Below are 26,187 nucleotides of genomic sequence, written 5' to 3'. Positions count from 1 at the left end.
TCTAAAAATCGTTTCAACGTCTAGATGGCTATAACAATTAGATTTGGTGTGTTTTTTACTGCAAACATTAAATTTATTAACTTTACACAGTCAGATGATGTTTTGTTATTTGTTTGTTGTTGAATTTAGCTCATGTTAAATTAAGGTGTTAAATGGGTGCTTGTCGATGATTGTGAAATCAATAGGCCCTAATATTATCTAAAAATTTGTAATGAATTTTTATATCGGTGAATTATATAAATTAGGTTGAATAGTTAAACAGAAATTAAAAACAGAGTAGGGTGAGTTTGGTTATGGAATAAGTTATGTGTTTAACAATTACTGTGTTGTTGTAAAACATTTTGTTAAGGTTAGCATCAAGGCTTAATTGGTACGCTCTTACAAACCGGGTTAAATTATTTAAGAGTATTAGAGCGAGTAAGCACAGCGGTCAGTTTAATCCTGAATACTTGAGATTGTAAATTCCAGCTGTGCTTAGCCTATTAAAGAGGGGTGTGTATTAGTGAAATAGCCTCTTTTGCTGTAACCGGTTTTGATTTTAAAAAGCCTTGCCCATAATCACATTGGGTTTTTTGTAAAATAGTAAGTTGTTCAGCGGTTTCTATTCCCTCGGCTATAACAATAAGATCTAAAGAAATAGCCAAGGTTAAAATAGCATCTATTAACGGGTTAGCAGTAGCTTTTAAATTATCAATAAAGCTTTTATCAATTTTTAGCACATGAATAGGCAGTTGATGCAAGTAACCTAAGGCAGAGTAGCCAGTGCCAAAATCGTCTAGGCAAAGCAATACTTTTAAAGGCGATAATCCCTGTATAATTTGCGTCGCTAATTCTAAATTTTCAATTAACCCCGACTCTGTTATTTCAAGACACAATGAGCCTAATGGTAGTTGGTATTTTTTATAAATTTCATGGAGCTGCTCTAGAAACTCTAAGCTGGCAAAGTGTCGAGACGATACATTAACCGTGACACGTAAAAAGCGATGACCTTGTTGTTGCCACAAAGCAATATGTTGCGCTGCGAGGTCGAGTAAATGCAAGTCTAAGTTAGTAATTTGCCCGGTCTTTTCTGCAATTGGAATAAAGTCGCTCGGTGATACAAACCCTTTCTTTGGATGATGCCAACGTACAAGAGCTTCAAACCCTATAACTTCACTACTGTTAATAGTAAATATAGGCTGAAAATACAGTTCAAATTCATTATGCTCAATACCGTGCTGTAAGTCGTTTTCAAGATCTGCACGCGTTTTTAGCTTATTACGCATCACATTATTAAAAAACTTAACTTGACCACGTCCTGATGATTTTGCCTCATACATAGCCGCATCGGATTGTTGTAATAATACAAATGCTTCATCATTTACGTTGTCACTAAATGCTACGCCAATGCTGGTGGACGGTTGCAGTAAATGGCCATCAATATTAACGGGTTCAGATAGTGCCGTTTTAATACGAGTCAGGGCAACGTTTACTTGATCACGATGACTAAGATTTTCCATGAAAATAGCAAACTCATCGCCACCTAAGCGAGAGAAAGTATCGGTATTGCGAACGGTTTTAGTAATAAGCTTACATATAGCAATTAAAAAGTGATCGCCTACTTCATGGCCTAATGAATCATTAATACTTTTAAAGCGGTCAAAATCCAGATAGAGCAGGGCATGAAAAGTGCCTTTTTTTGCGCGATTTAGGCGTAAAATTGCATGCTTCATCCTTTCTATTAATAGCGACCGGTTTGCAAGCCCAGTTAGCTCATCGTGCAGCGCTTTGTGCTCAAGCTCTTGACGAGCTAAATGCCGATCTATAACCATGCTTATTTGTCGACTTACATAGGTTAGCAACGAGCTATCATGTTCATTGTAATAATGTTGATTGTCATAGCTTTGCACGACAATAACGCCACTCATGCGCTCATTAACTTTAAAAGGCACGCCTAGCCATGAATCCGCTTGTTCACCTACTAGCTTAAAATGGCCTTGTGCAATATGTTCAAAGTATTGCTGTTTATTGAGTAACAGTGGGCGTTCATTAATCAGCAAATAGTAAGAGGCTGTTTCTTTTAGTTGCTCTTTTGAAATAACTTTGTGGGTATTTGTTTGTACACCGCCTTCAACAGTATAAACAAAGTCGAGCGCGTCTTCTTTTTTGTCGTACAGCGCAATAAAAAAGTTACTCGCAGTCAATAAGCTGTCAATAATCGCATGCAAAGATTGAAAGAAGGTGTCTAAATTTTGTGCTTTATAAGTTAAATTAGCTATTTGCAATAGGCTGCTTTCTAATTTTTGTGCATTGTTTAGCTGCATAACAGTGTCTTGCAAGCTATTAACGGTATTCACTTGATTGATTTTTGCACTTAGTAAGTGAGCTACGGTGGTTAAAATCTCTAAATGTGAACTAGTAAAGTAATTTTTTATTGGGTGCTCACAATCTATAACCCCTAGGACACGATCTTTGTATATCAAGGGTACGCATATTTCTGATTGAGCCGGGCGCTCATCAGCTATGTAACGGTTGTCTTTAGTTACATCGCCAATTATTAAAGCTTGGCCTGTAGATGCTGCATAACCTGTAATGCCTTCGCTAAAGCGAATGATTTTTCGCTCAGATTGATAACTGATATGCCCGTTTTTAATACCCATAGAAGCTACTTGATTTAGCAAAGACTGACTGTCATCTGCTAAGTAGATAACACAATCTACAAACCCAAGTCGATTAACAACTTGTGTGGTGACGTAACTAAAAAGCGCTTCTAACGTATTCAGTTGCAATAAACTTGATGAGAACTGATTGATTATACTCAACTGATCCGTTTTAGTTTCGAGCGCTTTAGTGGTATCGATAGTATTCGACATAGGCAGCTTTGGGAGGCCTTATAATTATTAAAGGTACATACGTTAACCTAATATTAACGTTTCTACAAAATAAAACGTTAAATGAGAATCATGAAGTGTAAAGTTAACTTTAAATGTAGTATCTAAGGATTATTTCTAATAAGCCCTTTACTCGAAATCACCATATGCCTATGATCAGTTAACTTAAGCATTAGGACTTTACGATGACGAGCAAAATGACAACTTTAACGATTACTAGACCCGATGATTGGCATGTTCATTTACGTGATGGAGATCAGTTAAAAGATACGGTGCGTGATATTAGCCGCTATATGGGCCGCGCGATTATTATGCCAAATTTAGTTCCGCCAGCAACGTGTACAGAAACCGCATTATCGTATCGAGAGCGAATTATGGCTGCAAAACCTCAAGGGCAGTTTGAACCTTTAATGGTGCTTTACCTTACCGACAAAACGACGCCTGATGAAATAAAAAAAGCAAAAGCGACAGGTAAAATTTTTGCAGCTAAACTCTACCCAGCGGGCGCAACAACTAACTCAGATTCTGGTGTAACATCAGTAAAAAATATTTATCCAGTATTAAAAGCAATGCAAGAAGTTGGCATGCTTTTACTCGTACATGGTGAAGTTACTGACTCTTCTATTGATATATTCGATCGTGAAAAAGTGTTTTTAGATACTATTTTAGGCGACGTTGTCGCAGATTTTCCTGAGCTTAAAATTGTCCTTGAACATATAACAACAAAAGATGCGGTAGAGTTTGTTGAAAATGCTTCGGCTAATGTAGCAGCTACAATTACTGCTCATCATTTGTTATATAACCGCAACCATATGCTAGCAGGGGGTATACGCCCACATTATTATTGCTTACCTATATTAAAGCGTAATATTCATCAACAAGCGCTCATGGCGGCAGCTACAAGTGGTAGTAAAAAATTCTTTTTAGGCACGGATTCAGCCCCGCATTACAAAGACAAAAAAGAGGCAGCATGTGGCTGTGCGGGTGCTTATACTGCGCACGCAGCTATTGAACTTTATGCTGAAGCTTTTGAAGAGGCAGGGGCGCTTGATAAGTTAGAGGGCTTTGCAAGTCACTTCGGCCCAGATTTTTATGGTCTAGCGCGTAATAAAGACACTATTACCTTAGAGAAAGCACCTTGGACAGTGCCAGCAAGTTATTCGCTAGGGGACTCAGAAGTTGTACCAATCAAAGCAGATAGTGTTATTGACTGGCAAGTTAAATAATTAGAATTTAAAACCACCTAAAACTAAGGTGGTTTTTTTATTTTAAGTTAGCAAAAAGCTGTGCAGATCGGCAATATTTTAAAAAAATACACTCTGTTTATAAAAAACACAAATTATGAACTGTTTATCCCGTTAAAAATTAGAAACTTACAAAGAAAGTAATAAATCGATGAATCTTCAAAAATAAATCCCAATTAATAGAGCTAAAAAAATATTAATGTGTTAACCTTAATTGGCTTTGAGTTTTTGCGTATTGAATTACGGTATTGTGCTGCGTTTAAGGTTACCGGTTTGGTTATTACTTCTTCCTGTACTATCACCTCCAGTTTTTTGGGCATTGACTCAGGGAGGATATTGCCATAATAATATGGCTGAATTTTAATTATTGACTTACAGGAAAATTTAGTATGTCGGTTACTGGTAAAGTAAAATTTTTCAACGAAGCTAAAGGCTTTGGTTTCATTGAACAAGAAAATGGTCCTGACGTGTTTGTACATTTCAGCGCAATCACTGGTTCTGGTTTTCGCACTCTTAGCGAAGGTCAAGCAGTGACTTTCAGCATCAAGCAAGGTCAAAAAGGCCCAGAAGCTGAGAACGTAGAAGTAGCATAATTTATTATGTGAACCTAAGTTCATCGTGGTGAAGCACTAACCTGTTTCACCATAATTCATTAAAATGTGCAAAACTTTTTGAACTTTCTAAACCATTCCTTTTTATATCTTTCTTCAGTCAAACTTCTATCTATCTATCTATCTATCTATCTATCTATCTATCTATCTATCTATCTATCTAATTAATTTAAACCTTGATGATTTAAATATTCTATCGGGCATTAAAGATTCTTTATTTAATCTTACGATTAGTCTATCTGACTCTAATCCTTCAGAGATGATATAACTGCTTAAGGTTGAGGTTGGGGCTTGGAAAAATATTAAAAATGGATAAGGCCTTTAGGCTAATAAAGATAAAAAACACAGGTGTTAATAAAAATGATTTTTTGTAATCACCTTCCCCTCCTTTGTATTGCTTTTTATTAAATCTGCACGTCATTATTATTATGCGATGAATAACCTAATAATAACGATTAGCTGTATTTTTTGTGTAAAAAGCGTTAAAAAACCTTCGAAATGAATATTCGGGACAGAAAATTAGCTTATTTTTAATTTTTTTTCAGCAACGATTAAGTTAATTTTAAATGTTATATTTTTGTTTACATTAACAGTGGTGGTTATCGTTATTCTTACTATATCAGGGCTTGCAGAAATTGTGTTTATCACGTTAGTTATAATAATGTTAATTTTTTTGTTCAAGCCCAGTAAATATCTTACAAACAAGCTGATTTATTTATAGGTTATGCTAAACATGAAGTTGACATGACATGATGCATTTAGCATTATTGGTAAGTTGATATCTATTAAAAGATATCAGGGTTGTCTTCCCCTTAGCGGGTTGATAATTAAATTATAAAAGTAACATTACTTAATTGGTTGGGAACTATGTCTGTTAAAATCAGAAAGAGTCTTGTAGCAACTGCGTTGGTTGGCGCTTTTGCATTTGCAAGCAGCAATGTGATTGCAGATCCTTTGAATGACGTGCAAAAAGCAGGTCAAACAATTCAAAAGGCTGCGGTTAAGTCTCAAACTAAAATTGACAATGTATATGGTCAAACTCAGGAGCTAATCGCTGAGTACCGTAGCATCGTTGATGAGACTGAACTTATGAAAGTGTACAACGATCACGTAGCACGTTTGGTCGCAGACCAAAACGCGTCTATCGCATCGTTCGATCGTCAAATCGCGACTATCGATAACACTAAACAAAACGTTGTGCCTTTGATGTATCGCATGATCGATACGCTTGAGCAATTCATCAAAGCGGACGTTCCATTTAACCTTGAAACTCGTCTTGGACGCGTTGAAAGATTACGTGAGATCATGGCATCTGCATCTGTAACAACGTCTGAAAAGTTCCGTCAGGTTCTTGAAGCGTACACTGTTGAAACAGCATACAGCTCAGCTGTAACTGCTTCTCAAGGTACTTTAGATGTTGATGGTCGTAGCATTAACGTAGATATCGGTCGTTTAGGTCGTATTACTTACGTAGCGCAATCATTCGATCTAAAACACGCTTGGGTGTGGGATAACAACACTAAACAGTGGAAAGAATTAGGTGAAGAATACCTAAAACCTGTTAAAGAAGTGATCCGTATGGCACGTAAGCAAGCGACACTAGAACTTGTTAAACTACCAATTTTTGGCGCGGAGTAATCAATAATGAAGAAACTATTTAAAGGTTTTGCTGTTGCAGCAGTACTGTCTGTTTCTGCCGGTACCGCGCTTAATGCACATGCAAATACTGACGCTTTAGATAAAATTCTTGAGCAAGTAAAGCAAGAGCGTATCTCTGAAGGAAAAATCAATAAGCAACGTGAACAAGAGTTCTTGTCAGATCGTGCTGATAAGCAAGCGTTACTTAACAAAGCGAAAAGCCAACTAGCTGCTGAAAAAGCACGTGGTGATCGTCTTAGCAAAGAATATGCACAAAACGAAAATACTCTAGCGGAAAAAGAGCAAGCTCTTCAAAACGCTCAAGGTACGTTAGGTGAAATGTTTGGTGTTGTTCGTCGTGCAGCAGCTGACGCGATTGGTTCAATTGAAGCATCTTTAGTAAGTGCTGAAAAACCAGGTCGTGCTGAAGTACTTCGTTCATTAGCAGCAGCTAAAGAACTTCCAACTGTTCGTGAACTAGAAGAACTTTGGATTTCACTTCAAACAGAAATGACTGAATCAGCAAAAGTTTCAACGTTTGAAACTGAAGTTGCTGGTCTTGACGGTAACCCGTCTATGAAAAAAGTAACACGTATCGGTAACTTCAACTTAGTTACAGACGACGGATACTTAATCTACTCACCAGAGACTAAATCTATTCAGCCTCTAGGTAAGCAACCTGACAGCTATATCCTTAAAGGTATTTCTGATTTAGAAGGTACTTCAGCTGATAACTATGCTGGCGTGTACGTGGATCCTACACGTGGTGCAATTTTACGTATTAACACTCAGAAAAAGTCTCTTATGGAGTACTACGAGCAAGGTGCTGAAGTTGGTTACATCATCACAGTATTACTTGTTGTAGGTCTTTTAATCTTCTTAGTACGTTTCGTTGATTTAGCGCTTACTACTTCTAAGATCAAAGGTCAGCTTAAGAACTTGTCTACACCGAATACAAATAACCCACTGGGTCGTATTCTTAAAGTGTACTCTGACAACAAAAACCAAGATGTTGAAAACCTTGAGCTTAAACTGGATGAAGCGATTCTTCGTGAAACGCCACGCATCGAAGCGGGTATTAACATCATCAAGATCCTTGCTGCTATCGCACCATTACTAGGTCTACTAGGTACGGTAATCGGTATGATCCTAACGTTCCAAACAATCACATTGTTCGGTACGGGCGATCCGAAGATCATGGCTGGTAACATCTCTCTAGCACTTGTAACTACAGCGCTAGGTCTAATTGCAGCTCTACCACTTATCCTACTTCATTCTATTGTTGCAGGTCGTAGTAAGTCGGTATTACACATCCTTGATGAGCAAAGCGCGGGTATCATCGCGACTCACGCGGAGAAGGAGAAAGCCTAATGCTAGTCCTGATGGAGATCTGGGAATCTATCAGGGATTTTGTTGGCACAGGCGGCCAGGTTTTATACGTGGTCGCGATAGCACTCTTTCTTATGTGGGTTTTAATGATTGAGCGCTATTGGTTCCTACTTGCTGAATTTCCTCGTTTAACGAAGGATATTGTAGCCAAGTGGGATGCCCGCCAAGACACTACGTCTTGGTACGCACACAGAATCCGTGAAGCATGGATTTCTGAAGCGTCTGAAAAATTAGATCAGCGTATGTTGTTGATTAAAACATTAGTAGCTGTATGTCCTTTAATAGGCTTACTTGGCACTGTTACGGGTATGATCGCGGTTTTTGAAACCATGGCAACCCAAGGTACAGGTAATGCACGTTTAATGGCATCAGGCATATCAATGGCAACAATCCCAACAATGGCTGGAATGGTTGCGGCACTATCTGGGGTATTCTTTAGCTCACGCCTTGAGGCAAGAGCGAGAATGGTGAAAGCCAAACTTGTAGATAGTATGCCTCATCACTAGAGAGAGAATTAAATATGGCACGTAAACAACGTTTTCGTGAAGAAGAAGAAGCAGCGGTAGATATGACGCCAATGCTTGACATCGTATTTATCATGCTTATTTTCTTTATCGTAACTACATCGTTCGTTAAAGAGGCTGGTATCGAGGTCAATAAACCAAAAGCTGCCCAAGCTACGAAGCAAAAAAATGCTAATATTTTTATTGCTATTCGTAATGACGGTGCAATCTGGATTGATAAACAGCAAGTTGATGTTGAACGTGTTTCAGCAAAAATTGAAAGTTTATTAGCAGAACAACCTACAGATGTTGTAATTTTGCAAGCTGACAAAGAAGCAAAACATGGCACAGTGGTTAAAGTTATGGACCAGATTAAAGCGACAGGTGATAACCTGAGAATTTCAATAGCTGGAGATCAGTAATGATTCGTTTTCTGTTTTCACTGATTGCAGGTGGGGCAGTTACTTTCGGCTTGTTCTACTTCATGGCATACCTCATCTCTGGTGGGGCTGACCGTAATACGGAACAAAAAGAGCAGATCATAGTCGAAATTATGACGAATCCGCCTGAATCTAAGGTGCAGGAGAGGAAGCGTGTACCGCCTCCGCCTCCGCCACCGCCAAAGCAGCCGCCTAAACCGCAGCCGCCACAGCCGGAAAATAGCAACCCAAGTACGAGTTTGTCGTTTAATATGCCAAGCATCGATGTGGGAAGCACGGCTGGTGGACTGAGTGGTCCAGGTGCATTTGGACGAGATGGTGATGCGACACCGATCGTTCGTATTGAACCAAAATATCCAACACAAGCAGCACGTGATGGTAAAGAAGGTTGGGTTCAACTTTCATTCACAATTGATGAGTTAGGTGGTGTGACTGACGTTGATGTAATCGACGCAGATCCAAAACGTATCTTTGACCGTGAAGCTAAACGTGCATTGCGCAAGTGGAAATACCGTCCTAAGATCATTGACGGCAAACCACAAAAGCAAGTTGGTTTACAAGTTCAACTAGACTTTAAACTTAACCAAGGCAACTAAGGAGGCGAGTAATGAGAAATTTTTCTAAAGTAACTGCACTTGCAATTCTTATGTCTGTGTCAGGTGCAGCATTAACTGCACCTGTTTTAGCGGCGCCAGATTACGCGAAAATTGAAGAGCGTAAGAAAGCAAAAACTAAAATCATGGGCGAACGTACTGGTAAAAAAGTAATTAAAGCGTTTGATTTGTATAATGAAGATGATGTTGATGGTGCAATTGCTTTATTAAAAGAGTTAGATCCGTCTAACGACTTTGACAAAGCAACTGTTAATCGTTACTTAGGCAGCATGTATGCTCAAAAAGAGCAGTACAAAGTCGCTATTAAGTATATGAAAGCAGCGATTGCACCAGATGTATTAAACTTTGCCGATCAGGCTCAAGGTTTAAAAACCTTAGGTGACATGTATGCAGGTACTGAACAGTACAATGCCGCAAAGCAAGCATATTCTGATTGGATGGACTTTACAGGCGAAGAAGACCCAAAAGTTTACACTCGTATTGCGCAAGCAAGCTATGAGCTTAAACAGTTTAATGAGGTTCTCGAGCCGGCAAACAAAGCAATTAAGTTAGCAAAAGAGCCTAATAAAGCTCCTTATCAACTTAAATTAGCTGCCTATTTTGAGCAAAAGCAATATCAAAATATGGTTAAAGTCGCTGAAGAAATCGTTCGTGTATGGCCTGAAGACAAAAAGTCTTGGGTAGGCTTAGGTAAGTATTATTTACAAACCGAAGAATACAAAAAAGGCCTAGCAACTATGGAAGTTGCTTACAAGAACGGTTACTTTGAAAACGAAGTTGAATACAAAGTTCTAGCTAATTTCTATTCTTTAAATGAAATTCCTTATAAAGCAGCTGTAACGCTTGAAAAGGCCGTTAAAGAAGAAAAAGTTAAACGCACTAAGCAAAACATGAGTGCGATTGCTAGTAACTACCATCGTTCGAAAGATATAGAGAAGGCTGCTAAGTACTACGAAGAAGCTGCTAAATTTGATAATGACGCTGAGCTTTATCGCAAAGCCGGTTCATTACTTCTACAATCTGAAAAATTTAGTGCTGCCGTTGTTCGTTTGAACAAAGCGTTAGAGCTTGGCTCTGACAAAAAAGGTACTATATATTCAGATCTAGCTGAAGCGTTTTACTACCAAGGCAAGTATAAGCAAGCACATGCCGCTATTACTAAAGCTATGGACGATCCAACCACACGTAGATTTGCAAAAGGTTGGGCTACATATATTAAAGATAAAGCCGCTCGCAACGGTGTTAAAATTTAATATTTAATGTACTCTAGTATTTTTAAAAAGCCCCATTGGGGCTTTTTTTATTGGAATTAACATGAACAGAACGCCTATTATTTCATTGCTCTTTTGTTTGCTTTTAGCATCATGCTCAAAGCCAGCTGATTTGTTTTCATCTTATGAAGAGGCACAAAGCGCGTTAATATCACTTAATACGGCTTTAAGTGCACAAAAGAACTTAAACAGTACAGGGCTCAGTAACGAACAACTGCCTTTTACTGATTCATATTTAGCGCGTCGCCACGCTATTTACCAGCAGCTAATGCAAATGAAGTTATCTTCTGCGCAAACCCATCAAGTAAATTATTTGGTGATTGCTGAGCGGTTTCCAGAGCGTTATTTTGCATGGCCTGCACACACTGATGTGTTATCAAACATGCTTTCGATAGTTAAAAATGATGCTCAGTATAAAAACATTGAGCAGTGGCTGATATTTGTTAAATCACAGCTACAAGCCGCTGAGCAAAGTAACTTAAAGCTTAATAAAATAGAGCATAATTATTTAAAGCACTATGTGCAGCAAGCAATTAATAGTACTGACACACCTATTGAGCTTAATGAGTCTCTGAGTGTATTAAATAATTACTTAACGCAGTATAAGCCCAGAGGCAGCATTGGGTTGTCTGGTCTTGCAAATGGCAGCCAGTGGTACCAAAGTAAACTAAATTATTTTGCAAATGATGTACTTTCGCCGCTTGAGTGGCTAAGCCTTATAGATAGTAAATTTAAAACAATGCAAAGCTCAACCGAGCTAATAACGGTGGGTATCTCTGATGTATCGCAGCTTAGCGAAACATTTTTAAAAAAAACGCAAGTATTAGGTTTAGATTGGTCAACGGGTTACATGCTATTACCTCAACGTGCTAACAATAAGCAATTAACGGCTGCAAATAAGCGGCTCTATTTAGCGATGATGGAAACTGATCTTGGGGTGCATTACCACGCGTGGACATTATCGCAAGCGCGCTTAAATTTACTAAAACGTTTAAATATTAGTGAAGAAGATGCGAGGATATTAGTTGAGGATATTATTTTTTATCCAGGGCAATCATTTAGTTTTGCACCGCAATTACTCAATTAAACTTAAGTGCGCTACTACTTAGCGCACTTATCACACCGCTGAGCAGCAGGGTCTCTTTCTAAGCGCTGCTCTGATATTTTCTCTTCACAGTCACAGCAGTAGCCATATTGACCAATATCTATTTGACTAATTGCTGCTTCAAGCTTGTTCATTCGTTCAATTAACGGATTATACTCATTACCTAATTGTTGAGCTGCTAAATCAAGCCACTCTTCATTAGATGTTTGGGTTAGGATGCAGAACAAGTTTTGATGTGTAGGGTGAGTTGATTGTGACAACAAACCTAATATCGTTGCTTTAACACTTTCTATTTCATCGTTTAGTCGTTGCTGATGATGCATTAGCAGTATAACCCTTAAGTTAATTTGTAGTGATACTGCTATTATCTATTTAGATTTGTTTAGGTGTTATGATTTGCATCAAATTGTGGCGCTTTCGCATATTTCTTTAATACTTCGGCTACCTCATCCTTTGCTTTTAAACGACGAATTTCATCAAATAATAGCCCAGCTTGTGGATATTGGCGTTTTAAATAACCAAGCCATTGCTTTGTTCGAGATGCAAAATATTTATTATCTTTGCTAGCTGTTTGGTGCATAGATGAATGAATAATATGGTGTAAAATATTCTCCCAAGTGAGCTCGTTGTAGCTTTCGTTATTAACTTGCGCTTTAATTTTTCTTGCGAGATCAGGATGTGAAAGGGCGCCACGACCAATCATCAAATCACGACAACCACTGCGTTTTTGGCATAAAAGAGCATCTTCTATTTGCCAAATTTCGCCATTGGCGACCACTGCAATTTTTTTATCTTTGACCAAAGGGGGAATTTTTTCCCAATAGGCGGGTGGATTGTAGCCATCGCGTTTAGTTCTTGCATGTATTGCAATGCTGTTAGCACCAGCGCTAACAACGGCATCGACAATTTCTTGGCTATTACTATCATCATCAAAACCTAAGCGAATTTTAGCACTTACCTCATACTCATCATCAACGGCATCCCTTACCGTTTTTATAATCGAGTACATATGTTCTGGATCTTTGAGTAATACAGCACCGCCTTTGCTTTTATTGACTGTTTTTGCGGGGCAACCAAAGTTTAAATCAACGCCATGAGAGCCTAAGCCAATTGCTTTTACAGCATTTTCTGCTAACACGTCGGCTACTTGGCCTAATAACTGAATACGAACCGGAGTACCGCTACGAGTGAGTCCCGCATTTTTAAGTTCAGGGCAATAACGGTGGAATACTTTATCTGGAAGGCAAGTATCTACAACACGGATAAATTCGGTCACACAAAGATCGAAGCCGCCTATGTCGGTGAGGAGTTGCCGCATTTTAAAGTCAACGACACCTTCCATGGGTGCTAAAATAAGTTTCATAGTGTGATTAATGTATTACTAAAAAAGGAGCGCCAGTTTACCTGTAAATCATAAATTCATAAAACGCTTATTAGCGTTCATAGAGAGTTAAATAACTTATTTGCAAAAAAAATAGAAAATTTGAAAGTTTTTAGTTTAATACCGGTCTACTTTTATAATGATGTTCAACAAGTTTAAAAGGTAATTAAAAATGAATACAATAAAGAAAAACTCAATTGCATTAACATTAGGCGCAGTGGTTGTTGGCAGCGCAAGTATGGCGAGTACTGATGTTCAAGCTAATCCATTTGAGTTTCAACAAATGGTAGCTGGTTATCAATTAGACGCTGGTGAAGGCAAGTGCGGCGAAGGAAAATGTGGCGGCGACGCTAAAGCGAAAAAAGAAGGCAAGTGTGGCGGCGACGCTAAAGCGAAAAAAGAAGGCAAGTGCGGCGAAGGTAAATGCGGCGGTGATGCTAAGGCCAAAAAAGAAGGCAAGTGCGGCGAAGGTAAATGTGGTGGCGATGCTAAGGCCAAAAAAGAAGGCAAATGCGGCGAAGGTAAATGCGGCGGTGATGCTAAGGCCAAAAAAGAAGGCAAGTGCGGCGAAGGTAAATGTGGTGGTGATGCTAAGGCCAAAAAAGAAGGCAAGTGCGGCGAAGGTAAATGTGGTGGTAGCCACTAAACTTTTCTTTTTCAGATAAGCGAGAGGGCCATTAGGCCCTTTTTATTTAATATGAGGTTTTATTATGGCTCAAAATCAAACGCCTAACTTTGGCATGGTCGGTTTAGGCTTGCGAAGAGAAATGCTAGATGAGCTTGAGCATGCTATACCAAAACAAATTGAGTTTATGGAAGTGGCTCCAGAGAACTGGTTAAAGCTAGGTGGGCGCTTTGAAAAGCAATTTAAACAGTTAACTAATAATAATCACTTTGTTTGTCATGGTTTGTCACTTTCTATTGGATCGCCTGAGCCGCTTGATATTGAATTTATAAAGTCGTTAAAATCTTTCTTTGATAACCACGATATTAAAGCTTATAGCGAACATTTAAGCTATTGCTCAGGTAAAGGCCATATGTATGACTTAATGCCAATTCCTTTTACTGAAGAAGCGATAAAACATGTCGTTTCTCGGGTTAAGCAGGTACAAGATATATTAGAGCGACCACTTGTGCTGGAAAATGTGTCTTATTATGGTGCCCCTGGTCAGCAGCTATCAGAGCTTGAATTTACCAATGCTATTTTAGAAGACGCAGACTGCCAGCTGCTATTAGATGTTAATAATATCTATGTGAACTCGATTAATCATGGTTATGATGCACAAGCGTTTTTAAGTGGGCTACCAACTAATAAAATTGCCTATTGCCATGTTGCAGGTCACTACAATGAAGCTGATGACCTAATTATTGATACTCATGGTGCTGATGTTATCGACCCTGTCTGGCAATTGCTCGATAGCGCATATCAAGCACATGGTGTTTTTCCCACACTGCTAGAGCGAGATTTTAATATTCCGCCTATTAATGTGTTAACCAAAGAGCTGGATATAATCCATCAATTACAGGCAAAGCACCTTAAGTTGTTATCAACAGCACAAAGTGCTTAGCTGTTTGAATTTAATAAGTACTTGCTATTTTAGGGTTTTATAAGAGTCGTTATTATGAGTTTTATCGATGTGCAAAATGAGTTTATGGCCCATATTCGAGAGCCTAATAAGCAGCCGTGTCCAACCGATGTTGAAGACAGACGAATGGCTATTTACCGAGATCTGTTTTTTAATAATATTAATGGCTTTGTTTCATCGGCATTTCCAGTTTTAAAAACACTCTATAGTGATCAACAGTGGCTATTACTGGTTCGTCAATTTTTTAGTGAGCATGATTGCCAATCTCCTTATTTTTTAGATATAGGTGAAGAATTTATTACCTATTTAATGACAAGCTATGTACCTAGAGAGTCTGATCCGATATTTATGCTGGCGCTAGCCCATTATGAATGGATTGAGCTTGACGTGTCTGTAATGAAGGCTGACCCCCGTGAGCTCCCTCTAAGCGCTAATAAGCTTACTCACTCTCCTTTGTATTTATCTAAAACAGCGCGTAACTTAAGCTACGACTATCCAGTGCAACATATTAGTGAAGAGTTTCAACCTCAACAGCCTTCAGAGCAGCCGTATTTCTTTGTTGTTTACCGCGATGAGAGTGATGAGGTGCAATTTTTGGCCACAAATGCCATGACCGCCATGCTACTGTCTATTATTGAAAATGAAGCGGGAAGTACGTTTGAGCAGGTTTGCCAACAGGTTAGTGAAAATGCACCACAATTTAATCTTGAGCAAATAACACAAGGGGCACTGAGTACCTTAACAGCTATGGCACAGCGGCAAATTATAGTGACAAAAAATCAAGACTAAGCTCTTTATTGATTATTTCACATCGTCTATTATAGCGCCTTTATTTGTTGTGCTTAATAAAAGGTTGTACCCATGTCAGATGATAAAGACTTTAAAGACCCGTTCAATGCGGCTTACTTTTTTGCATTCTTAGCCGTATTTGCTGGAATAGGGTGTTTAAATGCCATTTTAGGTTGGATCACCAGCTTAACTTAATCAGGTTTTATTTTAAGGCTGTTGTTTTTCATCAGCCTTACATTTTTATCACTTCCCTCTCCCGACACTTTATAATTATCGCAAACTCGCAATTTACGACCACTTAAGGTTATAATCACCTGCTTTGTAATATTAATCATTGAGCAGTTAAAATTATGACTCAAGTAACACCAGCAATTATCAAAAACAGCATTACTACAATTGCTGATTATCCTAAAGCGGGCATTATGTTTCGCGATGTAACAACCCTAATGGCAAACCCTGAAGCGTTTAAAGCAACCATAGATGCATTTATTGACGCTTATAAAGACCAAGGTTTTACTAAAATTATCGGCACTGAATCGCGTGGCTTTATTTTTGGTGCTCCGCTATCTTATGCTTTGGGAATTCCTTTTATCCCTGTTCGTAAACCAGGTAAATTACCGCGCGAAGTTATTCGCCAAGATTACCAACTCGAATATGGCGAAGATACATTAGAGCTTCATACTGATGCGATTGTAGCCGGTGATAAAGTCTTGTTAGTTGACGACTTGTTGGCGACCGGTGGTACAATTGAAGCAACAGCCAAGTTGGTTGCAAAATTAGGCGGAAACGCCACAGATGCTGCCTTTGTTGTATCACTTCCAGAGCTTGGTGGTGAGCAACGCATTGAGAAAATGGGCATCAATATTTTAAAATTGGTTGAATTCGAAGGCGAATAATCGATGAGTTATCAGGTTCTAGCGAGAAAATGGCGTCCTCAAACCTTTCATGAATTGGTTGGGCAGTCTCATGTAAAACAGGCGTTGGTAAACGCGCTGACTCAAAATAGACTGCATCACGCTTATTTATTCACTGGAACCCGTGGTGTAGGTAAAACCACCATTGCCCGTATTTTTGCTAAAAGCTTAAATTGTGATGAAGGTATATCTGCCACACCATGTGGTCAATGTAGTAGCTGTGTTGATATAGAGGCAGGGCGCTACATTGATTTACTCGAAATAGATGCGGCCTCACGCACTAAGGTTGAGGATACGCGTGAGATACTTGATAACGTTCAATATGCGCCAACGCGCGGACGTTACAAAGTATATCTAATCGATGAAGTACACATGTTGTCAAAGCACAGCTTTAATGCGTTATTAAAAACGCTTGAAGAGCCGCCTGAGCATGTGAAATTTTTGCTCGCAACCACTGATCCTCAAAAATTACCAGTGACTATTTTATCTCGCTGTTTACAGTTTAATCTGAACGCATTGTCGCAAGCTGAGATTAAGCAACAGCTTGAGCATGTGCTTACCCATGAGCAGCTTAACTTCGATAATGATGCGCTAAGTATTATTGCCAAAGCGGCCGATGGTAGTATGCGAGATGCATTAAGTCTGACCGATCAGGCGATTGCTCAAACAAATGGTGATATTAAAAATCAAGCTGTACAAGACATGCTTGGTTTAATGGACACCCATTACAGTCAGAGCTTACTTGCGGCATTATTAGCGCAAGATGGCACAGCACTGATGAATGAAGTTGCACAAGTCGCTAGCCGAAATCCAAATTACATTGCGCTGCTTGATGACTTAATTGCGCTAACGCATGTGATTCAATTGAGTCAATTAGTCCCTGAAGCAGCAGCGCTTGATAGCAATAACGCCGATTACATTGAGCATGTTGCAGCGCATACCCATGCTCAACAAATGCAAGTGTATTACCAGCTATTACTTAACGGCAAAAAAGATTTACAATGGGCACCTGAGCCTCGTTTAGGGTTCGAAATGATTATGCTCAGGTTATTGGCATTTGAACCTACGCAGTTGCAAACCAATCAACCTGAACCTAGCTCACAAGCTGCGCCAGAGCAAAATAGTGCTGGGCGTGCTAATGCACTGCGTGATATTTTAAATAAAAATAAACCAGCGCAGAGTAATACACCTCAAACGCAGCCAACAAAAGCCGCTGAGCCTGAGGTTTCACAGCCTGATAATAGCCAAACACAACTTGAGCAAAGTTCGGTACAAAGTCAGCCTCAAATTGTCGATACCCCCGTAATAAGTGATGAACAAGCGCAGCGTCAAAGCGAAGATGATGCTTACATGCAGCACAGTGATGTAGAACAAACCATTGCCGCACAATACGATGATGTAATGAGTAGCGCTGTTGATCAAGGGTTTAATCCTGAGTTAGCAAATGCCACTAGTAACGCAGAACAGTCTGCGTCATCAATGGGTGAGCAAGAAGCGCGAGCACAGTCAGCAATAGCGCGTATTTTACGCGATAGAAACATTTCGGGTGCCGGTAAGCTTTCAAGTGCCGCTATTGAAAAGCCAACTGAAGAAAAACCAGTACCGACAAAATCCGAATTTAGTCGCCCGGTGAGCAATGAAGCGCAAACTGTATCGCAGCAGCCACCGCCATGGGATAATGAGGTGAGCGATGACCTGCAAAAAAAGCCTCAGCTCCCAGCACAGGGGAGCCGAGCTCAGGTAGCAAATAAGCCAGCGAGTAAAGTTGACTTTAAAGCAAAGCATCAAACGATTACTGAAAATTTAGCACCGGAGCTATTAGAGCAAATTAACCCGCAAAAACCAGCACCTGTTGTTGAGCAAGAGCCTAGTATTCCCGTACCAGATGATTTTCAAAGCCCAATTAGTGAAATTAGATTTGCTCATCAACAAGACGAGTGGGCCTATTTAATAAAGCGTATGGGACTTGGCGGACGCATGCGCCAGTTTGCATTGCATTCAATTTTTACCAAACAAGACAATCATTTCCATATTGAAGTGGATGAATCGCAAAAGCACTTAGATACGCCAATGTTACGTCAAAAGTTAAATGTGGCGTTATCAAGTATTTATGGACACAACGTTGAGCTTAATATTGATTTTGCTAGCGGGGTGATTGACTCACCTTATTTGATTCAACAAAAAATTGATGCAGGTCGTCACCAGCAAGCGATTGATGTGATCACCAGCGATGAAAATATAGTACAATTTCAACAGCTATTTAGCGCTGAAATTGACGAAAACAGTATTCAGGCATTGTAATTAACGACCAGTGCCCTTATTTATACTCCAGTTAATGTATTAAAAGAAAGAGAGACGATTATGTTTAAAGGTGGAATGGGTAACATGATGAAGCAAGCGCAGCAAATGCAAGAGCGCATGCAAAAAGCCCAAGAAGAAATCGCAACAATGGAAGTCGTTGGTGAAGCTGGTGCCGGTTTAGTTAAAGTAACCATGCTTGGTAACCACAACGTGCGCCGTGTTGAGCTTGATGAAAGCTTAATGGAAGACGACAAAGACATGATTGAAGATTTATTAGCTGCAGCATGTAACGATGCTGTGCGCCGTGTTGCCGATGAAACGCAAGAACGCATGGGTAAAGTGACAGGCGGTATGCAGTTACCACCTGGTATGAAAATGCCGTTCTAAGCAACTATGCAACTTTCAGATAGTTTAACATCGCTGATAGAAGCACTTCGTTGTCAGCCAGGTATTGGCCCGAAGTCTGCCCAGCGTATTGCATTTCATTTATTAGAGCGCGACCGTAAAGGCGGTGCTCAACTTGGTAATGCCTTGACTAAAGCAATGAGCGCTGTAGGTCATTGCCAATCGTGCCGCACATTTACCGAGCAGGCGCAGTGTGATATTTGCTTAAGCACTAAACGCCAAGACAGTGGTATTTTATGTGTTGTTGAATCGCCAACGGATGTACTGGCCATTGAGCAAACAGGTCAATACAAAGGGCTTTACTTTGTATTAATGGGGCATTTATCACCGATTGATGGCATAGGGCCTAAAGAAATTGGCCTTGATGTACTCGAGCAAAAGCTCGCGCAAGGCGGTATTAATGAAGTCATTTTGGCCACAAATCCTTCGGTTGAAGGCGAAACAACGGCGCATTATATTGCTCAGCTTTGCCACAAAAACAATGTGGGTGCATCGCGTATTGCTCATGGTATTCCTGTTGGTGGTGAGCTTGATTTAGTCGATGGAATGACGCTTATGCATGCATTTAGCGGTAGGCGCTTAGTCAGCCATGAATAGTTTATTTTAAGCTTAACTATTTGAACTTACTTTAAAAGCCTACATACATGCTGTAGGCTTTTTTGTTGGCTTTAATTGCAATATAAACAAAAGTTTAAGGATGGTATGGCTGCAATAACCCAAAGTGCTAATGTGATTGTTGATGACTTTATCGCACCTGTTTGCCATGAACACATAAAAATTATTTATCAAGATGAGGCGCTTTTAGTGATCAATAAACCTAGCGGTTTATTGAGTTTGTCGGGTAAAAACCCACTAAATTGGGATTCCGTTCATTATCGCTTAGTCAATGGTCAACAGGGTAAAACAGCTGCCTTTGCAGAAGCAAAGTTACCTCATCGATTAGATTTTGGTACCTCAGGGATTATGCTGGTGGCACTCAATAGTGACTCGGCAAAAAACCTCAATCAACAATTTCAAAGTCACACCATAAGCAAACGCTATGTCGCTATGTTACAAGGAAAAGTGTGCGATAACCACGGACAAATAAATTACCCGATTGCTAAAGACAAACTCTATTTTCCTCGTGTTAAGTTATGTAACACCACAGGCAAAGCGGCCTTAACACACTACACAGTACTTAAGCGTTTTATTCAACCAATAAAGACGTTAGTGCAATTTACCCCCGTTACTGGTCGAACGCATCAATTACGTATTCATAGTCATGCAATTGGGCATCCTATTTTAGGCTGCGATTTGTATAAAAGTGAACAGAGTGAGCAGATGGCGTCGCGTTTGCAGTTACATGCCAGCGATATATACTTTCATCATCCAAGCACTCAAAAGCCGATGCATTTACACTGTGCTAGCCCATTTTGAACAGATATTGTTTTTTATAATATTGTTGTTTTTTGCTGGCAGCTTTTTTTACTTTTTTCCCTTGAAGTTCTGACACCTCCCCCCATATTAAGTGCATAACGCAGACACTTTGCAAATTGGAGATACATAAATGACTGCAGCACAAAAAGAAACATTAGGCTTTCAAACAGAAGTAAAACAACTATTAAACTTAATGATTCACTCGCTTTATTCAAATAAAGAAATCTTTTTACGCGAGCTTGTATCAAATGCATCTGACGCAGCCGATAAACTACGCTTTTTAGCCCTTTCAAACGGTGACCTTTATCAAGGTGATGCAGATTTACGCGTACGTATAAGCGCAGATAAAGACGCTAACACAGTGACCATTTCTGATAATGGTATTGGTATGAGGCGTGATGAAGTGATCAGCTCATTAGGCACAATTGCTAAGTCGGGTACGGCTGAATTTTTCAAAAACTTAACTGGTGATCAAAGTAAAGACTCACAGCTTATTGGTCAATTTGGTGTTGGTTTTTACTCAGCATTTATTGTTGCTGATGAAGTGACTGTTCGTACTCGTAAAGCAGGAGAGACTACAGCGGTTGAATGGCAGTCAAAAGGTGAAGGCGAGTACACGCTACAAGAAATCGAAAAAGAAGGCCGTGGTACAGACATTATTTTACATCTTCGTGAAGAAGAAAGTGAATATGCAGATGAGTGGCGTCTTCGCAGTATCGTAACTAAATACTCTGATCATATTTCTACACCAGTACAGATGTACAAGGCAGAAGTACCTGAGTCTGAAGGTGAAGATGGTGAAAAAATTCCAGCTGTTCCTGGTGAATGGGAAAGCATTAACCGTGCAACAGCATTGTGGACACGTGACAAATCAGAAATCTCTGAGGACGAATACAAAGAGTTTTATAAGCATGTAAGCCACGACTGGGAAGATCCGCTTAGCTGGGGACACAATAAAGTTGAAGGTAAAACTGAATACACCAGTTTGTTATACATTCCTAAAAAAGCACCCTTTGATTTATGGAACCGTGAGCGCCAAAGTGGTTTAAAACTTTATGTTCAACGCGTGTTTATTATGGATGACGCTGAACAGTTTATGCCAAGCTACCTGCGTTTCGTTAAAGGTTTATTAGATTCAAATGATTTACCACTAAACGTATCGCGTGAAATACTTCAAGATAACAAAGTGACCCAAGCTATCCGCAAGGGGTGTACGTCGCGTATTATTAAAATGCTTGAGCGTATGGCGAAAAACAAAGCCGATGATTACCAAACGTTTTGGAATGAATTTGGTCAAGTAATGAAAGAAGGCCCAGCAGAAGATGCGGCTAACAAAGAGAGCATTGCTAAGCTATTACGTTTTGCTTCAACGCATACCGATTCAGACACTCAAGATGTATCGCTTGAACAATACATTGAGCGTATGAAAGACAGCCAAGATAAAATTTACTATGTTGTTGCTGACTCATTTATTGCAGCTAAAAACTCACCGCATTTAGAAATTTTCCGCAAAAAAGGCATTGAAGTTTTACTACTAAGTGACCGTGTTGATGAGTGGATGATGAGCCATTTAACGGAATTTGGCGAAAAGCAATTTCAGTCAATTACCCGTGGTGATTTAGACTTAGGTAAATTAGATGACGAAGAAACTAAAAAAGCACAAGAAGAGTCTGAAAAAGAAGTTGCAGGTTTAGTTGAGCGCATTAAAACTTCATTAGGTGATGATGTTAAAGATGTACGCTTCACTCACCGCTTAACTGACTCACCAGCGTGTGTAGTGAGCGATGACAACGACATGAGCTCGCAAATGCAAAAGCTAATGGAGTCAGTAGGTCAAGCTGTTCCAGAGGCTAAGCCTGTGTTTGAATTAAACCCAGAGCACCAACTGGTTAAGCACTTAAATGATGAGCAAGACGAAGATAAGTTTGCACAGTGGTCACATGTACTACTAGACCAAGCCTTACTTGCAGAGCGCGGTACGCTTAAAGATCCGACTGGATTTGTAACTCGCTTAAATAAACTTATGCTTGATTTAAGCAAATAAGTATTAAAAATCAATGATTGAGTCAAAAGGGAACGTTTGTTCCCTTTTTTATGCGCTGCTGTATAGACAATTAGTATAAGTTACTTGAGTATCTGCAGCGCTTATGGAAGAATTCAGACTTTAAAATAAACTCTCATATTAGGGGACAATGATATGCGCATTATTCTTTTGGGCGCACCGGGTGCAGGTAAAGGTACTCAAGCTCAGTTTTTAATGGATAGATACGGTATTCCACAAATTTCTACCGGTGATATGCTACGAGCTGCAATTAAAGAGGGCACACCACTTGGCCTAGAAGCAAAAAAAGTAATGGACGCAGGTCAGCTTATTTCAGACGATATTATTATTGGCCTTGTTAAAGAGCGTATTGCAAAACCAGATTGTGAGAAAGGCTTCTTACTCGATGGTTTCCCACGTACAATTCCACAAGCAGATGCTATGAAAGAAAATGGCGTAGTGGTTGATCACGTTATTGAATTTGATGTTGCTGATGAAGTTATTGTTGAGCGTATGGGCGGACGTCGTGTTCATCCAGGTTCTGGTCGCGTTTACCATGTTGTTTACAATCCACCAAAAGAGGAAGGTAAAGACAACGAAACAGGTGAAGAACTTATTATTCGTGCAGATGATACCGAAGAGACAGTTCGTAAGCGCTTAGGCATTTACCATGAGCAAACAATGCCATTGGTTGACTACTACCAAGCAGAAGCGAAAGCGGGTAACACGCAGTACCATAAACTAGACGGTACACAAGCGGTTGAAGCAGTAAGCAAGCAACTAGCTGAGCTTTTAGGTTAACTTGTAGCTAAAACTAAAAGCATAATTAAAAAAACCGCTTTATAGCGGTTTTTTATTATTTGAAATTCGACCCTTAAAGCGTTTTAAGCTTTTCAATAACGCTATCGTATTCAGGCTCAGTTGATAAACTACTAACTAATTGCTTATAAATAACTTTATGGCTTTTATCTAAAATAAATACCGCGCGGGTAAGTAAGCCCATATCTTTAATTATTAAGCCATACTTTTGGCCAAAATCACGCCATACAGAATCAGAAAGCGTCGTCACTTTATCGATATTTTCGGCCTTGCAAAAACGTTTTTGCGCAAACGGTAAATCGGCACTAATGGTGAGCATGGCCACGCCTGGAAATTGTTGGGCGACTTTTTCATTAAAGTGCTTAGTTTGTAAGCTACAAATACCGGTATCTAAGCTCGGTACAACACTAATTAATACAGCTTGGCCTTTATAGTTTTCTAATGTAACTGCAGTGAAACGCTCATCAACTACTTTAAAATTAGGGGCATCTTCACCGACAGTAAGGCCTTTCCCTAATAAGGTCACTGGCTTACCTTGTGCGGTTACTCTTCCTGCATCGAGTTTGTTTTCGGGTAAATCTGCGGCAAAACTTGCACAGCAAAATAGGCTTAATGCAAAAGCTAATGTACGACGCATGGAATTTTTTCCTTTTAAATTAACGTAATAATTGTGAGTGTATTATAATGTAGATAAGTTACCAAGCAGAATAATCCATAGCTTTATTTTTGCCTAAAATTGTAAATAGGCGATACATTGATTACTATATACGTATAGGAAATAGGTATTGTTTTTTTATGTACCTGTGGCTTGTTCTAAACGCTTAAAATTGCACCCCGTTTTAAAATAGTGAGATTGTATGTCAACATCGGTTTTAATATGTGATGATTCAAAATTAGCACGACGCCAGTTAGCTCGCTCCTTGCCCGATGATTGGGATATTAAAATTGAATTTGCATGTGACGGTGTAGACTGCATAAAACAAATAACCAAAGCCCAACCTGAAATTCTTTTTCTTGATTTAAATATGCCAGAGATGGACGGTTATGGCGTACTGGCAGCAATGAAAGATCAGGGGCTAGACGTACTTACTGTGGTGGTATCGGGCGATATTCAACCTAGCGCACATCAGCGTGTACTTGAGCTTGGCGCCATCGATTTTATTCAAAAACCATGTTCCCCCGAAAAGCTCGCTGCCATTATAGAACACCATGGTATACGAGATAGAGCACTGCGTGAACGCTTATCTCATTCTTTAGGTGAACAAGTTGACCCTGATGTTCGTGATATATATCAAGAGTTGACTAATGTCGCTATGGGCCAAGCTGGGGATCTACTCGCAAGACTGCTTAATGTATTTGTTAAGTTACCCATTCCTAATGTTAATGTTTTAGAAGTCAGTGAGCTTAACATGGCCTTAAGCTCTGTTGATACCAATGACACTACATCAGGTATTTGCCAAGGCTTTATAGGCGGCGGGGTATCTGGTGAGGCGTTATTACTTTTAAATGATTCTAGTTTTAAAGAAATAGCCTCACTAATGAATTACGAAGGTGAATTAAACGACAAGGTGGAGTTAGAGTTGCTAATGGATGTGAGTAACATCTTAATTGGCGCTATATTAACAGGCTTGTCCAAACAGCTCGATATGACCTTTAGTCAAGGCCACCCCATTGTATTGGGCCAGCATCGTGATGTTTCTGAACTTGTTCAGTCTAATAAGTCGCGTTGGCAACGAACACTTGCCATAGAAATTAGTTACGGTATTGAAAATCATGATATTAGTTGTGATTTAATGTTGCTCTTTACTGAAGATTCACTTAAAACTTTGAAATATAAAGTTGCTTATCTACTGGAAGATTAAATATTTATGCCAGCTGATTTAGATTTAAATGAAATCCATTGGTTAATGGACATGTTCAATACTGTTGATGTAGGCCTTGTGGTGCTTGATAGAGACTACAAGGTGTGCGTTTGGAATGGTTTTATGGAAAACCATTCTGGGTTATTACCTAGTGCAGTAAAAGATAAAGACTTGTTTGATCTATTCCCAGCCATAGATGAAAAATGGTTTAGAAGTAAAGCTGAGTCAGTGTTTGTATTAAAAAATCGCTCATTTACTATCTGGGAACAGCAGCCGTATATTTTTCGTTTTAAAAATTATCGGCCGATAACAGGTAAAGCTGATTATATGTATCAAAACGCCACGTTTATTCCACTTACGAATGTACGAGGCGAAGTTGAGCATATTTGTATTATTATCTACGATGTAACAGATATTGCAGTTAACAAAAAAGAGCTTGAAGAGTTAAACAAAAAATTAGAGCAAGTAAGCCAAACTGACAGCCTTACCCAGCTTGCAAACCGAGGACATTGGGAGCATTTACTACATCAAGAATTTTTACGCACTAAGCGTAGTGAAGGTTGTTGCTCGTTATTAATTTTTGATATCGACCACTTTAAAAAGGTAAACGATGACTTTGGTCATAGTGCGGGAGATGAAGCTCTTCGTCATATAGCGAGTTTACTTAAAACTGCATTGCGTGAAACTGATATTGCTGGGCGATACGGCGGTGAAGAGTTTGTTGTTACTTTATTAGATACCGATAAACAAGGGGCTATCGTATTTGCTGAGCGCTTACGCCAATTAATCGAAACCTCACCAGCGAAATACAAAGAGCACACTATGCATATGGCCATTAGTGTGGGTATTGCCTGCTTTGACAACGAATTTAAAGATCATGAGCGTTGGATTGAAGCTGCCGATAAAGCACTTTACCATTCAAAAGAAACCGGTCGAAATAAAGTGTCGGTATATGCTGATATAAAAAATGATGCGTAAGCATCATTTT

General features: G+C 39.4%; 26 protein-coding genes. 22 read left to right on the top strand and 4 right to left on the bottom strand.

Annotated elements, in window-relative coordinates; translation table 11 throughout:
* Positions 1 to 482: 482 nt before the first annotated feature.
* Positions 483 to 2,852, bottom strand: a complete 2,370-nt coding sequence (locus tag FLM47_RS09305; RefSeq protein WP_178956236.1) for a GGDEF domain-containing protein — start codon at positions 2,850 to 2,852, stop codon at positions 483 to 485.
* Between the two features lie 203 nt (positions 2,853 to 3,055).
* On the opposite strand from FLM47_RS09305, the gene pyrC reads away from it, so the two are divergent.
* The 9 genes from pyrC (at position 3,056) to FLM47_RS09260 (ending at position 11,667) form a co-directional block, all read left to right on the top strand.
* Positions 3,056 to 4,096, top strand: a complete 1,041-nt coding sequence (gene pyrC / locus FLM47_RS09300; RefSeq protein ID WP_178956235.1) for a dihydroorotase — start codon at positions 3,056 to 3,058, stop codon at positions 4,094 to 4,096.
* 407 nt (positions 4,097 to 4,503) lie between these two features.
* Positions 4,504 to 4,707, top strand: a complete 204-nt coding sequence (locus FLM47_RS09295; protein WP_004588138.1) for a cold-shock protein — start codon at positions 4,504 to 4,506, stop codon at positions 4,705 to 4,707.
* An 885-nt stretch (positions 4,708 to 5,592) separates the two neighbouring features.
* Positions 5,593 to 6,363, top strand: coding sequence for a DUF3450 domain-containing protein (locus FLM47_RS09290; protein ID WP_013465204.1), 771 nt, complete (start codon positions 5,593 to 5,595; stop codon positions 6,361 to 6,363).
* Positions 6,364 to 6,369: 6 nt separating this feature from the next.
* Complete coding sequence (locus FLM47_RS09285; RefSeq protein ID WP_010388563.1) at positions 6,370 to 7,734, top strand: MotA/TolQ/ExbB proton channel family protein; 1,365 nt, start codon at positions 6,370 to 6,372, stop codon at positions 7,732 to 7,734.
* Positions 7,734 to 8,258: a MotA/TolQ/ExbB proton channel family protein gene (locus tag FLM47_RS09280; RefSeq protein WP_004588135.1), complete on the top strand. Its 525-nt coding sequence runs from the start codon at positions 7,734 to 7,736 to the stop codon at positions 8,256 to 8,258. The genes FLM47_RS09285 and FLM47_RS09280 overlap by 1 nt, the downstream gene beginning before the upstream one ends.
* Before the next feature lie 14 nt (positions 8,259 to 8,272).
* Entirely contained in the window at positions 8,273 to 8,677 is a 405-nt protein-coding gene (locus FLM47_RS09275; RefSeq protein WP_138609413.1) for a biopolymer transporter ExbD, read from the top strand.
* Complete coding sequence (locus tag FLM47_RS09270) at positions 8,677 to 9,291, top strand: energy transducer TonB (protein WP_138609411.1); 615 nt, start codon at positions 8,677 to 8,679, stop codon at positions 9,289 to 9,291. Before FLM47_RS09275 ends, FLM47_RS09270 begins: the two co-directional genes overlap by 1 nt.
* Before the next feature lie 11 nt (positions 9,292 to 9,302).
* Positions 9,303 to 10,562, top strand: coding sequence for a tetratricopeptide repeat protein (locus FLM47_RS09265; protein WP_138609409.1), 1,260 nt, complete (start codon positions 9,303 to 9,305; stop codon positions 10,560 to 10,562).
* A gap of 61 nt (positions 10,563 to 10,623) precedes the next feature.
* On the top strand, positions 10,624 to 11,667 hold the full coding sequence (locus tag FLM47_RS09260) for a hypothetical protein (RefSeq protein ID WP_178956234.1): 1,044 nt from the start codon (positions 10,624 to 10,626) through the stop codon (positions 11,665 to 11,667).
* Positions 11,668 to 11,681: 14 nt separating this feature from the next.
* Here the strand turns inward: FLM47_RS09260 and FLM47_RS09255 are convergent, their stop codons facing one another.
* The gene (locus tag FLM47_RS09255; protein WP_178956233.1) at positions 11,682 to 12,008 is read right to left on the bottom strand and encodes a TraR/DksA C4-type zinc finger protein; all 327 of its coding nucleotides are present in this window, start codon (positions 12,006 to 12,008) and stop codon (positions 11,682 to 11,684) included.
* A gap of 59 nt (positions 12,009 to 12,067) precedes the next feature.
* Positions 12,068 to 13,048 (bottom strand): tRNA-dihydrouridine synthase, encoded by a 981-nt coding sequence (locus FLM47_RS09250; RefSeq protein ID WP_178956232.1) that lies wholly within the window; start codon positions 13,046 to 13,048, stop codon positions 12,068 to 12,070.
* Positions 13,049 to 13,238: 190 nt separating this feature from the next.
* Here FLM47_RS09250 and FLM47_RS09245 point away from each other — a divergent pair, with 190 nt between their 5' ends.
* From FLM47_RS09245 to adk, 11 genes are all read left to right on the top strand, one after another.
* Complete coding sequence (locus FLM47_RS09245) at positions 13,239 to 13,712, top strand: hypothetical protein (protein WP_178956231.1); 474 nt, start codon at positions 13,239 to 13,241, stop codon at positions 13,710 to 13,712.
* A 64-nt stretch (positions 13,713 to 13,776) separates the two neighbouring features.
* Positions 13,777 to 14,634 (top strand): DUF692 domain-containing protein, encoded by an 858-nt coding sequence (locus FLM47_RS09240; RefSeq protein WP_010388581.1) that lies wholly within the window; start codon positions 13,777 to 13,779, stop codon positions 14,632 to 14,634.
* Positions 14,635 to 14,688: 54 nt separating this feature from the next.
* Positions 14,689 to 15,441, top strand: coding sequence for a DUF2063 domain-containing protein (locus FLM47_RS09235; RefSeq protein WP_178956230.1), 753 nt, complete (start codon positions 14,689 to 14,691; stop codon positions 15,439 to 15,441).
* A gap of 72 nt (positions 15,442 to 15,513) precedes the next feature.
* The gene (locus tag FLM47_RS18870) at positions 15,514 to 15,636 is read left to right on the top strand and encodes a hypothetical protein (protein ID WP_008109320.1); all 123 of its coding nucleotides are present in this window, start codon (positions 15,514 to 15,516) and stop codon (positions 15,634 to 15,636) included.
* A 155-nt stretch (positions 15,637 to 15,791) separates the two neighbouring features.
* On the top strand, positions 15,792 to 16,337 hold the full coding sequence (gene apt, locus FLM47_RS09230) for an adenine phosphoribosyltransferase (RefSeq protein ID WP_008109316.1): 546 nt from the start codon (positions 15,792 to 15,794) through the stop codon (positions 16,335 to 16,337).
* A 3-nt stretch (positions 16,338 to 16,340) separates the two neighbouring features.
* Positions 16,341 to 18,656: a DNA polymerase III subunit gamma/tau gene (gene dnaX, locus FLM47_RS09225; protein WP_178956229.1), complete on the top strand. Its 2,316-nt coding sequence runs from the start codon at positions 16,341 to 16,343 to the stop codon at positions 18,654 to 18,656.
* 60 nt (positions 18,657 to 18,716) lie between these two features.
* Positions 18,717 to 19,043: a YbaB/EbfC family nucleoid-associated protein gene (locus FLM47_RS09220; protein WP_013465191.1), complete on the top strand. Its 327-nt coding sequence runs from the start codon at positions 18,717 to 18,719 to the stop codon at positions 19,041 to 19,043.
* 6 nt (positions 19,044 to 19,049) lie between these two features.
* A complete protein-coding gene (recR, locus tag FLM47_RS09215) occupies positions 19,050 to 19,658 on the top strand; it encodes a recombination mediator RecR (RefSeq protein WP_024602877.1) in 609 nt (202 codons plus the stop codon).
* A gap of 105 nt (positions 19,659 to 19,763) precedes the next feature.
* Positions 19,764 to 20,477, top strand: a complete 714-nt coding sequence (locus tag FLM47_RS09210; RefSeq protein ID WP_178956228.1) for an RluA family pseudouridine synthase — start codon at positions 19,764 to 19,766, stop codon at positions 20,475 to 20,477.
* A gap of 130 nt (positions 20,478 to 20,607) precedes the next feature.
* Positions 20,608 to 22,521 (top strand): molecular chaperone HtpG, encoded by a 1,914-nt coding sequence (gene htpG / locus FLM47_RS09205; protein ID WP_178956227.1) that lies wholly within the window; start codon positions 20,608 to 20,610, stop codon positions 22,519 to 22,521.
* 153 nt (positions 22,522 to 22,674) lie between these two features.
* Positions 22,675 to 23,319, top strand: coding sequence for an adenylate kinase (gene adk / locus FLM47_RS09200; protein WP_008468042.1), 645 nt, complete (start codon positions 22,675 to 22,677; stop codon positions 23,317 to 23,319).
* A gap of 73 nt (positions 23,320 to 23,392) precedes the next feature.
* On the opposite strand, the gene tpx is transcribed toward adk, so the two are convergent.
* Positions 23,393 to 23,974, bottom strand: a complete 582-nt coding sequence (gene tpx / locus FLM47_RS09195; protein WP_138607379.1) for a thiol peroxidase — start codon at positions 23,972 to 23,974, stop codon at positions 23,393 to 23,395.
* A gap of 220 nt (positions 23,975 to 24,194) precedes the next feature.
* Between tpx and FLM47_RS09190 the strand changes: the two genes are divergently transcribed.
* Together FLM47_RS09190 and FLM47_RS09185 are read left to right on the top strand one after the other, a co-directional pair.
* On the top strand, positions 24,195 to 25,199 hold the full coding sequence (locus FLM47_RS09190) for a response regulator (protein WP_178956226.1): 1,005 nt from the start codon (positions 24,195 to 24,197) through the stop codon (positions 25,197 to 25,199).
* A 6-nt stretch (positions 25,200 to 25,205) separates the two neighbouring features.
* Positions 25,206 to 26,177: a diguanylate cyclase gene (locus FLM47_RS09185; protein WP_010388598.1), complete on the top strand. Its 972-nt coding sequence runs from the start codon at positions 25,206 to 25,208 to the stop codon at positions 26,175 to 26,177.
* Positions 26,178 to 26,187: the final 10 nt, after the last annotated feature.

Source organism: Pseudoalteromonas sp. Scap06, from assembly GCF_013394165.1.
Classification (GTDB): domain Bacteria; phylum Pseudomonadota; class Gammaproteobacteria; order Enterobacterales; family Alteromonadaceae; genus Pseudoalteromonas.
Note: the sequence above shows the minus strand (reverse complement) of the source record. Positions and strands in the feature narration are given on the sequence as shown.

What these genes read in the sequence shown, in the direction of transcription:
- FLM47_RS09295 (WP_004588138.1), top strand. Translation starts at nt 4,504, where the DNA reads ATGTCGGTTACTGGTAAAGTAAAATTTTTCAACGAAGCTAAAGGCTTT.
- FLM47_RS09220 (WP_013465191.1), top strand. Translation starts at nt 18,717, where the DNA reads ATGTTTAAAGGTGGAATGGGTAACATGATGAAGCAAGCGCAGCAAATG.
- FLM47_RS09185 (WP_010388598.1), top strand. Translation starts at nt 25,206, where the DNA reads ATGCCAGCTGATTTAGATTTAAATGAAATCCATTGGTTAATGGACATG.
- FLM47_RS09275 (WP_138609413.1), top strand. Translation starts at nt 8,273, where the DNA reads ATGGCACGTAAACAACGTTTTCGTGAAGAAGAAGAAGCAGCGGTAGAT.
- FLM47_RS09305 (WP_178956236.1), bottom strand. Translation starts at nt 2,852, where the DNA reads ATGTCGAATACTATCGATACCACTAAAGCGCTCGAAACTAAAACGGAT.
- adk (WP_008468042.1), top strand. Translation starts at nt 22,675, where the DNA reads ATGCGCATTATTCTTTTGGGCGCACCGGGTGCAGGTAAAGGTACTCAA.
- FLM47_RS09290 (WP_013465204.1), top strand. Translation starts at nt 5,593, where the DNA reads ATGTCTGTTAAAATCAGAAAGAGTCTTGTAGCAACTGCGTTGGTTGGC.
- FLM47_RS09285 (WP_010388563.1), top strand. Translation starts at nt 6,370, where the DNA reads ATGAAGAAACTATTTAAAGGTTTTGCTGTTGCAGCAGTACTGTCTGTT.
- dnaX (WP_178956229.1), top strand. Translation starts at nt 16,341, where the DNA reads ATGAGTTATCAGGTTCTAGCGAGAAAATGGCGTCCTCAAACCTTTCAT.
- pyrC (WP_178956235.1), top strand. Translation starts at nt 3,056, where the DNA reads ATGACGAGCAAAATGACAACTTTAACGATTACTAGACCCGATGATTGG.
- FLM47_RS09250 (WP_178956232.1), bottom strand. Translation starts at nt 13,048, where the DNA reads ATGAAACTTATTTTAGCACCCATGGAAGGTGTCGTTGACTTTAAAATG.
- FLM47_RS09265 (WP_138609409.1), top strand. Translation starts at nt 9,303, where the DNA reads ATGAGAAATTTTTCTAAAGTAACTGCACTTGCAATTCTTATGTCTGTG.
- FLM47_RS09280 (WP_004588135.1), top strand. Translation starts at nt 7,734, where the DNA reads ATGCTAGTCCTGATGGAGATCTGGGAATCTATCAGGGATTTTGTTGGC.
- FLM47_RS09245 (WP_178956231.1), top strand. Translation starts at nt 13,239, where the DNA reads ATGAATACAATAAAGAAAAACTCAATTGCATTAACATTAGGCGCAGTG.
- FLM47_RS09190 (WP_178956226.1), top strand. Translation starts at nt 24,195, where the DNA reads ATGTCAACATCGGTTTTAATATGTGATGATTCAAAATTAGCACGACGC.
- FLM47_RS18870 (WP_008109320.1), top strand. Translation starts at nt 15,514, where the DNA reads ATGTCAGATGATAAAGACTTTAAAGACCCGTTCAATGCGGCTTACTTT.
- FLM47_RS09235 (WP_178956230.1), top strand. Translation starts at nt 14,689, where the DNA reads ATGAGTTTTATCGATGTGCAAAATGAGTTTATGGCCCATATTCGAGAG.
- apt (WP_008109316.1), top strand. Translation starts at nt 15,792, where the DNA reads ATGACTCAAGTAACACCAGCAATTATCAAAAACAGCATTACTACAATT.
- recR (WP_024602877.1), top strand. Translation starts at nt 19,050, where the DNA reads ATGCAACTTTCAGATAGTTTAACATCGCTGATAGAAGCACTTCGTTGT.
- tpx (WP_138607379.1), bottom strand. Translation starts at nt 23,974, where the DNA reads ATGCGTCGTACATTAGCTTTTGCATTAAGCCTATTTTGCTGTGCAAGT.
- htpG (WP_178956227.1), top strand. Translation starts at nt 20,608, where the DNA reads ATGACTGCAGCACAAAAAGAAACATTAGGCTTTCAAACAGAAGTAAAA.
- FLM47_RS09210 (WP_178956228.1), top strand. Translation starts at nt 19,764, where the DNA reads ATGGCTGCAATAACCCAAAGTGCTAATGTGATTGTTGATGACTTTATC.
- FLM47_RS09255 (WP_178956233.1), bottom strand. Translation starts at nt 12,008, where the DNA reads ATGCATCATCAGCAACGACTAAACGATGAAATAGAAAGTGTTAAAGCA.
- FLM47_RS09260 (WP_178956234.1), top strand. Translation starts at nt 10,624, where the DNA reads ATGAACAGAACGCCTATTATTTCATTGCTCTTTTGTTTGCTTTTAGCA.
- FLM47_RS09270 (WP_138609411.1), top strand. Translation starts at nt 8,677, where the DNA reads ATGATTCGTTTTCTGTTTTCACTGATTGCAGGTGGGGCAGTTACTTTC.
- FLM47_RS09240 (WP_010388581.1), top strand. Translation starts at nt 13,777, where the DNA reads ATGGCTCAAAATCAAACGCCTAACTTTGGCATGGTCGGTTTAGGCTTG.